Raw genomic sequence first — 15,506 nt, forward strand, 5'->3', positions numbered from 1 at the left:
TTTGCCTGCTCTGCGCTGAATCTAGCGAACTTACACCGGTGACGCCAAGGGTTTATGCGGTGATATCACGCACACGTTGCGCCAACCACTCAAGATCAGGGTCACGCAGGTCGATCTCGGCCAGATGTTCGGCGGTGTTATAGAGGTATTCGGTGTTTGGACCGCGCCCTCCGACAGCATGGGCGATGATCTGAGCCTGCTCTTCAAGTGGGATACCGCCGCAATATTGCACATGGTCGGCGTCGATCACGTAAGTCACGGCATTCACGACCTCACCGCTGTCCAGATGCAAATCCAGCATCTTTTCGACATAAGCCGATGAGATCAACTCGCGCTCGCGCAGGTCGTGCAGGGTACGCTCTTCGTGTCCCGCCTCAACCGCCAGGGCCAGACCTTTGCAATTGGCGTCGGCCTGTTCGTCCAGCGCTAGAACCAAACCGGGATGGTCTTCAGTACCGCGATGATGGATCGAGCTCATGCAGAAGGATCGTGCGTAACCGTGCAGCGTGGCGCGTTCGCTGCGGGCCACCGGAAAGCCCGGATTCCACAGCAGCGATCCATATCCGAAAACCCACATTGTCATAGCACTGGTCCTTGCCCGTTTGCGTCTATAAACATCAATTCCGAGGTGGGAAAAAGGGCGAACTGCCATGCGCGGTCTGATACGAGTAATCATTTTCATAGCTGTGATCTGGAGCGCTTATTGGTTCGTCGCCGGTTTCGGCCTGCGCAACGCGATCACCACGTGGTTCGACAAACAGCAGGAACAGGGCTGGCAGGCTGATTTTTCAGATGTCGAAACCGCCGGGTATCCACTGCACCATATGACACGCCTGAACAACCCAGCCCTGGCCGACCCGGTCAATGGCACCGCCTGGAGCGCTGATTGGATCGAATTCCAAAGCCCGGCAATCTGGCCCGGTCGTCAAGTGCTGCGGTTTGCCGACACACCGCAGCGCCTGTCTTATTTTGACCAGACCGCGACGATTCAGGCCACCAACCTGCAAGCCGAGCTGCAGCTGCAGCCCGGCGTGGCGCTTGTGCTGGAAAAGATGGCTCTGACTGCCGGGCCGTGGTCAATCACCGACGAAGCCGAGGCTTTAGCCGGAGGTGACACCTTGGCCCTGGTGATGGAACAGACCACCACCCCTGAGGCTTATGTGATCAGCGCCAAGGCTGATGGCTTCACGCCCGGAGACGAATTGCGTGAGTTGATGCGCTCGGCCACTTCTCTGCCGCAGGCGTTCGAGACGCTGGAACTGGATCTGACAGCCACGTTCGACAAGGCCTGGGACCGATCCGCGCTGGAACAAAGCAGGCCGCAACCTGTTAAGATGGACTTGCGCCTGGCCGAAATGAAATGGGGCGTGCTACGCCTGTTCGCAACCGGAGAGCTGGACGTGGACCCGCAGGGTATCCCCACCGGAGAAATTGCGGTCCGGGCCGAAAACTGGCGCGACCTGATCGCCATGGCCAACGCGGCAGGTGCCCTGCCCGATCAGGCCGTAGACCCTGTGACAACGACACTAAACTTTCTGGCCGGGCTTGGCGGCAACCCCAACGCGTTGGATGTTCAATTGAACTTCCGCGACGGATTTGTAGCTTTGGGCCCAATCCCTTTAGGCCCCACGCCGCGCCTGATCCTGCGTTAACGGCAATATGGCCCCCGACGGTGGCGCGCCGTATCCAGATGGAAATGGTCCCTGTGATAGCGGTCTGCATTTGGCCCCAGAACCGTGCCGAACGGACCGCACGCGCCGCGCCAGACCTTGGTCAGCTGGCGCTTTGACGGGTTCTTGCGCCAACCATTCAGAACGGTCACGACCTCTCCGTCCGCCATTTTAAAACCCGAAATATCGATCGCTCGGCCTTTGCCGTGCTCCGAAATCCTGGCCCCTTTTTGGTTGTTTCGAGTCCGACAGGCGTAATGGGCCGCGATCTGAAGCTCGGCCACCGGTCCGCGCCGCTTGAAGGTGGGTTTAACCGTCTTGTCGACCCATTTGTTCAACGCTATCGCCGTACCGCAATCCATCGTCGACGGACGGCTTAGCGTCACACCAGACACCGAGGTAACCTGTACAGCATCCTTTATGCCGCAGGCCTTGATCTTACCGGGCACTTTTCCGACAGGCTTGCCCTGAATTGCAATGTCTCCACAGACCGAGGTTTTGCGCAGCTTGCGTTTCTTAAACAACGCCTCCTGTTCCAGTAACTTGGGCCGCAGATACGGTATCAGCGAGGTATCCGGCCCCAGCAACGGCAATTCCGAAGGGCGCGCTGCCACTGCCAATATCTGCGGCGATGCGGGGCGCAATACCGGCCGGGTCTTTGCGCTGGGAAGGGCGCTGGCAAAGGCCAGAACCGGCGCTGCCGAGGGCCGCGCCACTGGAACCAGCGACTGTTCAGGAGGTGCCGCGTTGGACAATGAGGCACTGATGGCAACACATCCAATCGCAAGAAACCTCCAGCAGCGTTTCATGGGTTCGCCTTTCCCCGTCCGAAATCGGGCGCATCCGTATCCTGACCTGCATCAATGATCCCTCGCCGGATCGCGCGAGTGCGGGTGAAATAGTCAAACAGATGTTCGCCATCACCGGTGCGAATAGCACGTTGCAGGGCAAAAAGCTCCTCAGTAAAGCGCCCGAGGATTTCTAGGGTCGCATCCTTGTTGGTTAGAAACACATCGCGCCACATAGTCGGGTCCGAAGCCGCAATCCGCGTAAAGTCCCGGAAACCGGCGGCCGAATACTTGATAACCTCGCTATCGGTAACACGGCGCAGGTCGTCCGCGACCCCCACCATCGTATAAGCAATCAGGTGCGGCGCGTGCGAAGTCACGGCCAGAACCAGATCATGGTGGTCCGCGTCCATCTCATCCACATTCGCACCCATCCCCTCCCACAGCGCGCGCAGGCGGGCGATGGCGTCCGGGTCTGATCCTTCGACCGGAACCAACAGGCTCCAACGATTGTCGAACAATTCGGCGAACCCGGATTCAGGGCCGGAATGTTCGGTTCCCGCCAACGGGTGCGCCGGGATGAAATGCACCCCATCAGGAATATGGGGCGACACCGCCTGAATCACGTGCCGCTTGACAGAGCCTACATCGGTTACCGTCGCGCCCGGTTTCAGGACCGGCGCGATCTCTTGCGCAACCGCCCCCATTGCGCCGACGGGCACGCAAAGCACCACCAGATCCGCACCTTCGACCGCCTCTTGCGCGGTGTCACAGACACGGTCGCACAGGCCGATCCGGCGGGCAGTGTCGCGTGTGGCCTCGGACCGGGCATAACCGGTAACCTCACCCGCAAGGCCCGCGCGTTTGATGGCCCAGAACATGGACGACGCGATCAGGCCCAGCCCGATCAGTGCGACGCGGTCGTAAACTTGGCTCATGCAGCGCCCCCTTTGAACGCAGTGATGGCCGCAACGACGCGGCGGCATGCATCTTCATCGCCCACAGTAATCCGCAAAGAGTTGGGCAGGTTGTAGCCTGCCACGCGGCGCACAATCAAACCCTGCGTCTTGAAATAGTCGTCACAGGCCTCTGCCTCGGCTTGATCGGCGAAACGGGCCAGAATGAAGTTGGTGCAGGACGCATCCGAGGGCACGCCAATCTTGGCCAGCGCTTCCGACAGCCACACGCGTAGGCGGGCGTTCTCACCGTGGCAGAATGTCAGGTACTCCTCATCCTTTACCGCCGCTTCGGCCGCAGCCAAAGCAGTCAGTGACAGGTTGAACGGCTGGCGCACACGGTTGAGCACATCGATGATTGATTGCGCGGCATAGCCCCAACCGACCCGCATTCCGCCCAGCCCATAGATCTTGGAGAACGTACGGGTCATGATTACGTTTTCGAACCGGTCCACCAAGAACGCACCACCATCGAACCCGTCAACAAATTCGGCATAGGCTCCGTCAATGACCATCAGACAGCTTTGCGGCAAAGCCTCGGCCAGCCGCACAAGATCCGCTTCAGGGATCATGGTCGAGGTCGGATTGCCCGGATTGGTGACAAAAACGATGCGCGTCTGCGTAGTGACGGCGGCAAGGATGTTGTCCACGTCCACGTGACGATCACGCTCAGGAACCATGACCGGCGTCGCACCAACCATGCGTGCGATTATAGGGTACATGGAAAACCCGTGCTCGGTATAGATGACTTCATCCCCCACGCCGGCATAGGCTTGGGCGATGAATTGCAACACCTCATCGCTGCCCACACCACAGATAATCCGCGCCGGGTCCAAATCGTGACGATCGCCAATCGCAGTGCGCAGGCTGGCATGGTCGGTACTAGGATAACGATGCAAGGTGGCGGCACTGTCGCGCACGGCCTCAATCGCTTTGGGACTGGGCCCGAACGGGTTTTCATTCGAGCTAAGCTTGATCACATGCTCGACCCCGGCCACATGCGACTGGCCGCCCTGATACAGCGCGATGTCCATAATGCCGGGTTGAGGGGTGATCTTGGTCATAAGAGGCTCCGTTGATTGGAGCCTCTCATACCTGTCTCAACGCGTTGAGAAAAGCGGCAATTCCGTCACGCCGCTTTGAAGCGGGCCGTCGCCGGGTCGGCGCTGTAAAATGGTGCGAATTCCTCGGTCCGGTGGGACAGGTCATTGACGCTGTCGATGATGAACTGAACAGTGTCTTCGCTCATCAGATACGAGAAGTTCAGCCGCACCCAACCGGGTTTCTTCATCTCTTCCCCCGCGGACAAGGCCGCGTGCAACTCATCCGAGGTTGCACGGTCGATCCCCAACAAGCGGTGCGCGTAGGGCCCCGCACAGGCACAGCCGCCGCGCGCCTGAATGCCATAGATATCACTGAGCATCCTGGTAAAGAGCTGCTGGTGAACCGGATGGCCCGAGTTATCCCGAACAAGGAAGGAATAGATCGGCAGGCGATGCGGGTTGTCGACACCCAGCAGGGTCAGGTTTGGATTGTTGCCCCACCCCTCAAGCGCCATGCGGTTGAACTGCTCCTCACGTTTGGCGATCTCGTCGGTGCCGACGACATCCTTGACGATAAAGGCCAGCGCTGCGCGGATGTCCCCGATCACGTTGGGCGTTCCGGCTTCTTCGCGTGTGGCCAAGTCTTCGCTGTAGTCGTGCCGCCAAGGCGATACGAAGCTGACTGTACCACCGCCGGGCCAACTGGGGTATGTGCGTTTCACGGCGGTTTGATTTACGATCAGAACTCCTGATGCCCCAGGCCCGCCCGGAAACTTATGCGGAGACACAACGATGGCATCCTTGCGTGCATCCTCGGGGCCCATATCCATAGGAAGGTAGGGTCCACCGCCTGCGTAATCCCAGACCGAAACGGCCCTATGCGCCTTGAGCAACCGAGTGATCGGGTCCGGGTCGGTAATGATGCCCGTCACGTTTGATGCAGCAGAAAAGGACCCGATGATCAGATCCGACGCAGCGTTGTCGATCAGAGCCTGCTCCAACGCCGCCAGATCAACCCCACCTTCAGCGGCCTCTGGAATCTCGATCACCTGCGCCTTGCTTTCACGCCAGGGCAGAATGTTGGAATGGTGTTCATAAGGTCCGATCAAAACGACCGACCGGTCAGCCGTATCCACACCCAACAAGCTGACCAGCCGGTTCAGACCCGCGGTAGCGCCGGACCCGGTGAAAATCACCGCGTCTTCTCCCCTCGCGCCAACGATGCGGGCGATCTCTGCGCGCGCCTCGCGGCGCAAGCGAGTCATGTATGAACCGCAATAGGAGGCCTCGGTGTGGCTATTGGCATAGAAAGGCAGCACCTGTTCGGTGACAAAATCCTCGACCTGCTGCAGCGCACGGCCCGAAGCGACGTAATCCGCATAAACCAGCGGCACGTCCCCATGCAGACCCGGGATCAGAACGTTCTCTCCGATCAGCCCGTCGCGCAGGCTTGAATCGCGAGTGGTGGACAGGATGTCTGCACGAAATTTGGACAGGGTCATGGCATAGTCTCCGTATTGCCCCACCAATGTGATTGCTTTGGACCGAGAATACTTCACCTTTCTTTTGATGGATTTTAAAAAATTTGTGTCATATGATTAGTAATGGAGAAAAAAATAGATCAAATTGATAAACACATCCTCCGCGAGCTGCAAACAGACGCTACATTGTCCCAGCGAGAACTGGCGGATCGGGTTGGCTTGTCACAAAACGCTTGTTGGCGACGGCTGAAGGCGCTGAACGAGGATGGGGTGATCACCGGCTCGACGGCGCGGATTGCACGCGAGAAACTGGGGCTGAGCCTCGTGGTTTTTGTCATGTTGCGCACCCGACATCACTCGGCCGAGTGGTTGCAGGCATTTCGCAGCCATGTGCTGACTATCCCCGAAGTGGTGGATTTCCATAGGATCGGAGGCGACTATGACTATCAGCTGAAAGTCGTGACCGAGGATATGGCGTCATATGACAAAGTCTATCAGCGCCTGATCGAAAAGGTCGAACTGGACAGCGTGACCTCGTATTTTGCGATGGAAGCGATCGCCGAGGGGCGACCGCTACCGATCTAGACTCAGGTCAGCCCGAGCATGGTTTTCATTTCGCCGATGAAGATGGCATCGTCCAGAGCCTTGCGGTTGTCGAGATACTCAACCGCGTCCTCACCAGCGCGATAGCGCAGAGTGTCCGTGCCGTCCGTCACCGCGCTCCAGATCACGTCAGCCACAACGCTGGGTGGCGAAGTGCGTTCGGCCATATCCTCGGACCCCCATGTATTGAACAGGGCCTGCACCACGGGCTGATACTCTCCCATGCTTTCGTCATTGATGAAATCAAAGGAACGACCACCGAAATCAGTGGCAATCAGGCCGGGTTCGACGATCTTGACTTTGATACCGGCTGCGGCGAGTTCGTAGTGCAGCGACTCTGACAGACCCTCGACCGCGAATTTTGTGCCGTGATACAGCGCGCCGAGTGGGAAAGTTATCTGCCCGCCGATGGACGAAATATTGACGATGCATCCCGAGCCGTTGGCCCGCATATGCGGCAGAACGGATTTGGTGACAGCCAGCAGACCGATCACGTTGGTATCGAACTGCCGGCGGATGCGATCCATCGGGAAAGCCTCCAACGGCCCATAAGCACCGTAACCTGCGTTGTTCAGCAGTACATCAATCTGACCGAACCGTTCTATACCTTGTGCCACTGCTGCCGCGATTGAATCCTCGTCGGTCACATCCAAGCGCGTGACCAAAACATTCTCCAACTGCGTCAGTTCGGTTTCCTTTTCGGGGCTGCGCATGGTGGCGATGACGTTCCAGCCCTGCTTGTGAAACAGTTCTGCCGTGACTTTACCGATGCCCGAAGATGCGCCGGTGATGAGGATAGTCTGTGGCATTGTCGTTCTCCGCTATGATGATCCTGCCCATCAGATAGGCGACTGAGCCACTGTCTGCCTGCCAGATTCTCTGCAACTCCTGCCTATTTCTCTGAACCTCGGGATTTTTACTGGTCGTCGGCTGGCCCGGAAAATATGTTATACTTGCCATGACACATACCGATTTGATTACCGAAATCTGCAACACTGTGCGCAATGAGCCAGAAGATGCTGCCTTCTACCCCACCGCAATCGAGGGATTTGGGTTGCTGCACGATGTCAAAACCAAGTCTGTCGAAGCGCAGGTCTATGAACCCATCGCTTGCCTGGTTCTACAAGGGAAGAAAGAAACACGTATCGGCGATCGACTGGTGCATTTCGGGGCAGGCGACTCTCTAATCGTAAGCCATTCGCTTCCGGTTCTGGCCTCCGTCACCGAGGCAAGCCGCGAGAAACCCTATGTGGGGCTGGTTTTTGCGCTGGACCTGTCCATCCTGCGCAGCCTTTACGATGAGATTGAGACCGCCGAACCGGAAGCGGCCCACAGTCTTGCTGCATCCAAGGCCTCCCCCAATCTGATCGACGCCATGACCCGTCTATTTCGCGCCAGCCAGAACCAGATGGATGCACAGGTCCTCGCGCCGATGATAAGCCGTGAAATCCACTATCGGCTGCTGCAGGCGGATCACGGGGGTATGTTGCGGCAAATGTTGTGGCGGGACAGTACAGCCAGTCGGATCGCCCGCGTGATTGACTTCCTCAGGGTGGACTTCCGGTCTCCGCTTCCCGTGTCCGACCTAGCACAAACCGCTGGCATGAGCGTTTCGGCCTTTCACGCCCATTTCAAGGCGGTCACTGCCAAGTCGCCGCTGCAATACCAAAAAGATCTCAGATTGCTCGAAGCGCGCCGGCTTTTGTCACATGGGACGCTCAGCGTATCACAAGCGGCCTTTGATGTGGGTTATGAAAGCCCCACCCAGTTCAGCCGGGAATATTCCCGAAAATTCGGTGTATCCCCGCGCCAGGATATCGGAGCGCAAAGCGCAGCCTGAAACTAAAAAGGCCGCGCAGAATGCACGGCCTTGAAAGTTCGAATGTCGGCGAAGATTAGTTCTTCGCGTAGAATTCGACGACCAGGTTCGGTTCCATCATGACCGGGTAAGGCACATCGCTCAGGCCCGGTGCGCGAACGAAAGTCGCGGTCATTTTCGAGTGGTCGGCGTCGATATAGTCAGGCACATCACGCTCGGCCAGTGCAACAGCTTCCAGCACAACGGCCAGTTGCTTGGACTTGTCGCGCACTTCGATCACGTCGCCTTCTTTGACACGGTAGGACGGGATGTTGACCCGCTTGCCGTTCACCTTGACGTGGCCGTGGTTCACGAACTGACGAGCAGCGAACACGGTCGGTACGAACTTGGCGCGGTAGACGACGGCGTCCAGGCGGCGCTCCAGCAGACCGATCAGGTTTTCACCGGTATCGCCTTTGACACGCTCGGCTTCGGCGTAGATGCGGCGGAACTGCTTCTCGGTCAGGTCGCCATAGTAGCCTTTCAGCTTCTGCTTAGCGCGCAGCTGCAGACCGAAGTCCGACAGTTTGCCCTTGCGGCGCTGACCGTGCTGACCGGGGCCATATTCACGACGGTTGATCGGGGATTTCGGACGACCCCAGATGTTTTCGCCCATCCGGCGGTCAATTTTGTACTTGGCAGACGTGCGTTTGGTCACGGCTGATCTCCTTCTTAAGGTCGAGGCCCAGTTGGGCCACTATGAAGGGCGTTGTCCTCTTGAGGCTTCCCCCATGACAGGCATCCCCTTGCGGGGGCCACCAACACCAATGAAGTCGCGCTTATATCTGTGGAATCGGCAGAGTCAACACGCCTTGCCGTGCAGTATCTGTATTTTCACTGGATTTGGTGTCGCCTGGGCGTCAGTCTGCCCTGCGGCCGACAGAAGCCGCCCGTCGCTGATCCCGCTCGTCTGCTTCCTGACTCGGTTGGGACGGGAATGCTATGACGGTTTCATTCATCCCAGCGGCTTCGATCCCTTGGCGTTCGATTTGGGTGATTTCACTGATCCAGAAATCCTGATCCCGCGCAGGAATATCACCGTCAAAAACCAGCATCGGCGCAGATTCGCCCGAAACCTGGAACAATGCCGCAGTGAACGTTTGCGCACCATTGGTCAAAACAATCTGCTCACTTGCTACATCCTGCAGGGTTTGAACGTGTGCACAATGTGTCGAAGTCGTCGCGCTGGCACCAGAGTCTCCGGTCCATTCTAGCACTTGCGCAGAGGAATCCACCAAAAACCGCCCCTGCCCACGCCACGACCAGGCGGCTCCGACATTCAAAAAGGACAGAGGCGCTGCCTCAAGCCCGTCGATTTCCGTCTGCCTCCAAAAAATGGCTATACGACCGCCTTGTCCGGTTCTCATATTACTGCCCGTACCCTTAAACCCATCACTGCGTACTGGCTAAGTCTTATCAGTGTAAAATAAGGCGGAAAAGAGACGTTAACGCGGCGTTAACGAAATTGTTGCTTAAGAGAATCAACTATTGACCGCTGGTGGGCAATAGTTCCGCCGGATTTGCACATTAACCGTTGTGAAAACCAGCATCTGAGTACAACTCGAGACAATCTACTTTGCAAAAACCTATTACTTTCAGGCGCAATGAACCGTTGTGTGCAACATGCTTAGAAATTTCGATCCGCAAATGGTTGCAAGTATCCAGCCTACGGTCAAAAAGCCCACGCAAAGCCCGACCTCTTTTCGGTGATCTATCAGCTTTGCCATGCGGCTACTGCATCCCGGTGTGAAAAGGTGTACTTTGTTCTTCTCTGGATCACGGGCTGGATAAACGCTTATTTTCGCGCAGCTGCGCTTCAAGCGGCAGCCCATTCGAGTAAAGCAACGCTTAGAACAATACGATAACCGTCATTATCGATGCCAGGAAGGCCATGCCAGTGGCTATTGCCGCAGGTTCAAGTGCGGCTACATAAATGCAAAGAACCGGACACTCTTTTCATCCATCAGAGCGACCAAAGTTCCCCGAATTACCCAAGATAATAATCTCACTACTTGGCATTGTACCAAATCGGTGACGTGTAAGCACGGTCCTGAACTTCTGCCGGGACAGCCTCAGGCAACGGGATATCATAGAAAGCTGCGTCTATAGTCGTCCAACGTGGCTTTGGAATTTCGATAACCCTCACGTAGTAAAAGGCATTGTTACCCGGGTCAAAATCCGGATCTTGCCAATAGGCCGCGAGTTCCACAGAACCGATTGAGTTGCTGTACGTGGCGTTTTCAATATCTACCGTCGATCCGACCGGTTCGCGTGCGCGGCCATCGTCTCCAATCTCTCGGTCACCGGAAACGGCCACGTCAAAAATACGTTCATAGGTTTCGCCACTCTCGTCGATCCAGCCTTTGATGATTTGGACACGATCGAGGTTCGCACCATCCGGATCGCGCAAGGCACGGATCAAGAAGCTGGGAGAAACCCCATCAGGTGCGTTCTTCAGGTCTCCGCCCATCGGCACACCGTTCTGATACCCATGGGACACAAAATCCGAAGCGTACAAATCATCGGCGTCGAAACCCCAGCCGCCAAAGACCCGGACTCGCATTCTTGGCCCCGTCGTCGCGTAGGCTTCCTTGCGCTTGATGGCGCCGTGGACTTCCTCACGCGTATTTTCACGTGCCCAAACAGCGGTGAGGCCTGCAGCCGACTCTTGCGCAGTAATGATACGCAACGCAGGGTCTTCGGCCGGGATTACATCGAAGTTGTGACGGTTTGCCGAAGGCTCTGTGTGTTGGTACTTGCCGAAGTAGTTGTCTTCCCGTGTGGTCGGGAGCGCGGTATGCGTGTCTGTCGTACCGTAGAAGCCAAACTTGAACGGGTTTACGCCTGTCTCTTGCTGAACCTCAAGCCCGACCTTCAAAGCAGAGCGACCATATTCGTACCGCAGCATTTCAGGTGTCTTTGCGACGGTTCCCGAGATATTAGCAACGTCCCAGGTTTCAAAATCCGCAAACTCATCATCAGGTGACAAGTAGGGGTGTGTTTCCTCGTCACCCTTGATCTGGGTTACCTCATGCATCGGCTCCCAACGAATGCGTTTGGCAGCGTATTCCGCGTCCATTGGCGAACCGTCAAACTTGGTAGGTGCGAACATTATGCCGTTTGAGATGTTTCCGTTGTGCGGTACGGAAACTGCGCTTCCGCCCGTCGCCTCTTCATAGGCCGCCAGATAATCCCACAGCGGCTCGGGGTCTTCGCTTTCAAAGAAGGTGAATGGACGCGTGCGACTGGTCTTATCGGCTCCGTCCCCGAAGATCACTACGCGGTGGAGGTTGTCTCCCCGTGGTGTCGAGGTCCATTCGTAACCTGCCAGCGATGTGAAGACGCCGGGTTCGTAGTAATCGTCTACAGTATCCACGATCTGTTGCCATAGGTCGCCATCCAAACCCAAACCAGCTGTCGGATCCCGGCCTTCGATTGATGCGATTTCGATGATGTCGGCAAACGCAGCCATCCGGCCTTCCTGCCCGGAATTGAACCTTTCATAAGTCAGACGTCCCCATTCGTCAGCCAAAAGCCGGGGGTCTGCCGCGCGCATGGCGGTCGCAAGCCCCAACATTTCTGCGTGTTCAGTGATGGCGAGGAAATCGAGGGGCCTGATGAGTTGTACGGGCTGCCCGGTATTTGAGGTTACCCTCTCGCCTCGGGCCACGCGGAAGGCGTCATGAATGTTTAAAGAGGTTCCCACCAGCCCTGCGTCGAACGAAATTTCAGTGTGGAAGTGAAGATCGCCGAAGAGAACTTGATCAGGATAAGATCGGTCAACAAACGGAGAGTAGGTCTGCGTGGGCACCGCTGTATCTGGAGGCACTTCGCCTTCGAAACCTGTTGCTTGTGTCCCCAATGAAAGCGCCAAGATAGTCGTTGTTTGTAGCAAAAACTTGGGTTCAAAATGAGTTCTCATGACTTGCCCCCCAACAGCAAACTGAAGTCGCAGTTTAGAAAAAAGCATGCAAAAAATCAAATGTACGAGTGCATAAGGCGCCCTGTCCGCAGCCCCCCGCTTGTGGATCTGATCAGAAAACTTGCACGTCATCTGCACCCCTGTGCAATACTGAAGCTTGGGGTCGGTGACCTGCCCAAAGTGCGCGAAATCAAATTGCGACCATTGAGTTTTCAATAATTCATGGGCCCCAATTCATCTGAAATGCTCGGCTGAAACGCATCTTTTTATGCGAATGGAATTGAGTGTTACAGTGCGTTTACTAAACGGCACCTGCATCGTTCAGCAGAAGTGCCGCAAATATTTTGGGGGAACGTGAAGTGTTTGAATTCTACAGATCCATTTGGAAAACAACGGGACGACGCCAAGTGGTTAACATCTTGCTGTCGCTGTCCATTGCCGCCCTTGCGGCGTTTCCTCTGAACTATCAGAAAGAAATCGTAAACGGGCTGACCGAAAAGAACATAAGCCCCGGAGGATTGCTGTGGCTTGGCGCGGCAATGGGCGGAGTAATAACCCTGAGCCTCGCGTTGAAGTGGGTACTGGGATATCTTTCGAGCATTCTGGGCGAGGACATGATCCGCAAGTTACGCAAGCGTATTTGCAATCTGTCTCGAGAGAGCCCCCAAGGGTCTGGGAAAGTTGCCTACGGCGCCAAAGCAACAATGGTGTCGGCAGAGGCTGAGCAAGTGGGAAAGTTCACCGGAAGTGCATTGTCGGAGCCGCTGGTGCAGGCCGGGACACTTATTGTGATCGTCGGCTACATTGCAGCCAATCAACCCTCTTTGGGGCTGATCGCTATCGGCATGATTATACCCCAGGTTTTCATTGTTCTCATTGTTCAGACGCGCGTGAACAGCCTCGTCTCAGATAGGGTTCATACATTACGCAAGGCTACAAATTGGCTTATCGAAGCCGATCGCTCAGCTGCAGAGATCACGCCTAACTTTGATGAGATATACGACACACGTTCGCGGATATTCGTATGGAAGTTATCATCAAAATTTGTCCTCAGCACGATCAACGGAGTCGGAACCGTGGGGGTTCTTGTCGTCGGCGGTTGGCAGGTCCTGGAGGGTAATACCGATGTCGGCACAGTCGTAGCCGCGACCGTTGGATTGACGCGCCTTCAGGGCCCAACGCGGCAGTTGATTTCATTCTATCGACAGGTCAGCGCAACAGCCGTGAAATTTGATCTGCTGCGGGAAGCAGGCGTAGATATGGCTGACGCAACCGGCTGAACTTTGCCCGGCTGGATTGCCGGCCAGTTGTTTCAAGGGGATAAAGCAATGACCAATGAGGCCGGTTTTGTCTTCGCTTTGATTGCCGTCGCAGGCGTTCTGATGGCAAGCAATCGGGTCCGGTACGACTTTGTGGCCTTGATTGTGGTTATTGCTCTTGCTCTTAGCGGTACGCTGACAATTGGGGAAAGCCTCGCAGGCTTTGGAAACACCGTAGTGATCCTAGTCGCTTGCCTTCTTGTACTGGGGGAAATGCTGGACAGAACCGGTGTGGCACGGGCTGTCGGTGATGCCATCATGCGTTACGGTGGCAGTCGGGAAACCAGCCTTCTGATCCTTATAATGGTCAGCACCGCCCTTCTGGGAAGCGTTATGAGTTCCACGGCAGTTGTCGCGATTTTTATTCCAGTCATTCTGCGAATTGCCGAGCAAACGGGAAACGACAAAGCGCGGCTTCTGATGCCGATGTCCTACGCCGCATTGATCAGCGGTATGCTGACCCTTATCGCCACGCCGCCAAATCTGGTCGTAAGTGATGAATTGGTTGCCCAGGGGTATCAACCTCTGGGTCTGTTTTCCTTTTTCCTGATCGGCGCCCTTGTTCTCTTGGTTGCGGTTGTCTTCGTCCTGTTTTGGGGGCGGTTTCGACTACAGTCCAATACGGATACGCAAGGAGAGGGCTTGGCGACAACCGGAACGACCCTTGCGGCAATGTGGAGATCTTTTGACCTTCATGCTCACTCTGCAGTCTTCGTGGTCGCCAAGAAGGTTCCTGCAGAAGACGTCGCCGAGTTGATCGGAAGCGGTTCCAAAATTGTGATCAGGTTGAGGTCAGGCGTTAAAGGCAAACTCATCCCAGCGATGTTCCGCGATGGAATGGAGTTGCTACGCGGGGATCGCATCTTAGTGCGCGGTCCGGAAGAGGCAAAAAAGACTCTCGCGCAGAGAACTGAGTTCTCCGCGATCATCGACCCTGAAAACAAGATCGACACGTGGATTGATGAGATTGGGTTTGCAGATGTTTTGGTACATCCAGAGTCGCCACTGACTGGCAAGGCCGTAAGCATTGGACTTGGAGTGGAGGCGAAAGACGTTGAGGTCGTCGCGTTGGTCAGAGATGGTGAACCCATCGAGGATGTAGCAACAACGACGTTGCAATCCGGGGATCGTCTCTTGATTGCCGGACCTTGGGACGCATTGGATCGAGCCGTCAAACGGCATGACTCGCTCGTGCTGCTATCCTTTCCACAGGAACGGCAATCAATACCACCCGCAGCGTCGGGGTTTTGGGCCGCAATAGTTATTATGGCTGGGATGATCGCAGCGACTCTGTTTGAGCTCGTCTCGATTACGGCCGCGGTCCTGATAGCCGCTGTCGCCGCGGTTGTTTTTCGCACGCTATCTGCTGAAGCCGCCTATCGCGCAGTTAAACTACCAAGCCTCGTACTGATCGCCGGGATGTTGCCATTGGCGGATGCTCTGCAAGTCACCGGAGGCTCCGATCTGATCGTCGAACAATTGCTTTATCTTGTTGGCGACGCCAGCCCAAGGGCGGTAATGTCAGCAATCTTCATTCTAACCGCTTTGTTGGGCTTGGTCCTTTCCAATACAGCCTCTGCTGTACTCGTGGCGCCCATAGCGATCTCTGCGGCTGAAGCGCTTGTAATTTCACCCTACCCGGTGGCGCTTTGCGTTTTGATTGCTGCGTCGGCGTCCTTTTCAACACCCATTTCAACCCCCGTGGTCACTTTGGTTGTCGCACCTGGAGGCTACAGTTTTTCCGACTTTCTAAAACTTGGTGTTCCGCTGACAATCTTGACCGGGATTGCAGCAGTAGCTATCGCGCCGATCCTGTTCCCGTACTGACGACGGGCAAGGCTACTTGTCGCCGTCTTCTTTCTTGCG

At 56.2% G+C, this 15,506-nt stretch carries 14 protein-coding genes; 5 read left to right on the forward strand and 9 right to left on the reverse strand.

What is annotated here, in order from left to right; genetic code table 11:
• Positions 1-52 precede the first annotated feature (52 nt).
• Entirely contained in the window at positions 53-583 is a 531-nt protein-coding gene (locus tag ACR0DT_RS20500) for a gamma-glutamylcyclotransferase (protein WP_480712533.1), read from the reverse strand.
• A 67-nt stretch (positions 584-650) separates the two neighbouring features.
• On the opposite strand from ACR0DT_RS20500, the gene ACR0DT_RS20505 reads away from it, so the two are divergent.
• Complete coding sequence (locus ACR0DT_RS20505) at positions 651-1,652, forward strand: DUF2125 domain-containing protein (RefSeq protein ID WP_480712534.1); 1,002 nt, start codon at positions 651-653, stop codon at positions 1,650-1,652.
• Here ACR0DT_RS20505 and ACR0DT_RS20510 read toward each other — a convergent pair.
• The 4 genes from ACR0DT_RS20510 to ACR0DT_RS20525 form a co-directional block, all read right to left on the reverse strand.
• A complete protein-coding gene (locus tag ACR0DT_RS20510; RefSeq protein ID WP_480712535.1) occupies positions 1,649-2,479 on the reverse strand; it encodes an extensin-like domain-containing protein in 831 nt (276 codons plus the stop codon). The genes ACR0DT_RS20505 and ACR0DT_RS20510 overlap by 4 nt on opposite strands.
• On the reverse strand, positions 2,476-3,396 hold the full coding sequence (locus ACR0DT_RS20515) for a prephenate/arogenate dehydrogenase family protein (RefSeq protein WP_480712536.1): 921 nt from the start codon (positions 3,394-3,396) through the stop codon (positions 2,476-2,478). The genes ACR0DT_RS20510 and ACR0DT_RS20515 overlap by 4 nt, the downstream gene beginning before the upstream one ends.
• Positions 3,393-4,478, reverse strand: coding sequence for a histidinol-phosphate transaminase (hisC, locus tag ACR0DT_RS20520; RefSeq protein WP_480712537.1), 1,086 nt, complete (start codon positions 4,476-4,478; stop codon positions 3,393-3,395). The genes ACR0DT_RS20515 and hisC overlap by 4 nt, the downstream gene beginning before the upstream one ends.
• A 65-nt stretch (positions 4,479-4,543) precedes the next feature.
• Positions 4,544-5,959: an aminotransferase class V-fold PLP-dependent enzyme gene (locus tag ACR0DT_RS20525; protein WP_480712538.1), complete on the reverse strand. Its 1,416-nt coding sequence runs from the start codon at positions 5,957-5,959 to the stop codon at positions 4,544-4,546.
• Positions 5,960-6,061: 102 nt separating this feature from the next.
• Here ACR0DT_RS20525 and ACR0DT_RS20530 point away from each other — a divergent pair, with 102 nt between their 5' ends.
• On the forward strand, positions 6,062-6,523 hold the full coding sequence (locus ACR0DT_RS20530) for an Lrp/AsnC family transcriptional regulator (protein WP_480712539.1): 462 nt from the start codon (positions 6,062-6,064) through the stop codon (positions 6,521-6,523).
• 2 nt (positions 6,524-6,525) lie between these two features.
• Here ACR0DT_RS20530 and ACR0DT_RS20535 read toward each other — a convergent pair whose 3' ends face one another.
• Complete coding sequence (locus ACR0DT_RS20535; RefSeq protein WP_480712540.1) at positions 6,526-7,350, reverse strand: SDR family oxidoreductase; 825 nt, start codon at positions 7,348-7,350, stop codon at positions 6,526-6,528.
• Between the two features lie 149 nt (positions 7,351-7,499).
• On the opposite strand from ACR0DT_RS20535, the gene ACR0DT_RS20540 reads away from it, so the two are divergent.
• Positions 7,500-8,381, forward strand: a complete 882-nt coding sequence (locus ACR0DT_RS20540) for an AraC family transcriptional regulator (RefSeq protein ID WP_480712541.1) — start codon at positions 7,500-7,502, stop codon at positions 8,379-8,381.
• Between the two features lie 55 nt (positions 8,382-8,436).
• Here ACR0DT_RS20540 and rpsD read toward each other — a convergent pair whose 3' ends face one another.
• The 3 genes from rpsD to ACR0DT_RS20555 all read right to left on the reverse strand — a co-directional run bounded on the left by rpsD (position 8,437) and on the right by ACR0DT_RS20555 (position 12,321).
• Positions 8,437-9,057, reverse strand: coding sequence for a 30S ribosomal protein S4 (rpsD, locus tag ACR0DT_RS20545; protein ID WP_170325974.1), 621 nt, complete (start codon positions 9,055-9,057; stop codon positions 8,437-8,439).
• 202 nt (positions 9,058-9,259) lie between these two features.
• Complete coding sequence (locus ACR0DT_RS20550) at positions 9,260-9,766, reverse strand: hypothetical protein (RefSeq protein WP_480712542.1); 507 nt, start codon at positions 9,764-9,766, stop codon at positions 9,260-9,262.
• A 641-nt stretch (positions 9,767-10,407) separates the two neighbouring features.
• Entirely contained in the window at positions 10,408-12,321 is a 1,914-nt protein-coding gene (locus ACR0DT_RS20555) for a DUF3604 domain-containing protein (RefSeq protein WP_480712543.1), read from the reverse strand.
• Between the two features lie 359 nt (positions 12,322-12,680).
• Between ACR0DT_RS20555 and ACR0DT_RS20560 the strand changes: the two genes are divergently transcribed.
• Positions 12,681-13,601 (forward strand): ABC transporter ATP-binding protein, encoded by a 921-nt coding sequence (locus ACR0DT_RS20560; protein ID WP_480712544.1) that lies wholly within the window; start codon positions 12,681-12,683, stop codon positions 13,599-13,601.
• Positions 13,602-13,649: 48 nt separating this feature from the next.
• Complete coding sequence (locus tag ACR0DT_RS20565; RefSeq protein WP_480712545.1) at positions 13,650-15,467, forward strand: SLC13 family permease; 1,818 nt, start codon at positions 13,650-13,652, stop codon at positions 15,465-15,467.
• The last annotated feature ends 39 nt before the right edge of the window (positions 15,468-15,506 follow it).

The sequence above is a fragment of the Ruegeria sp. BI11 genome, from assembly GCF_056538005.1.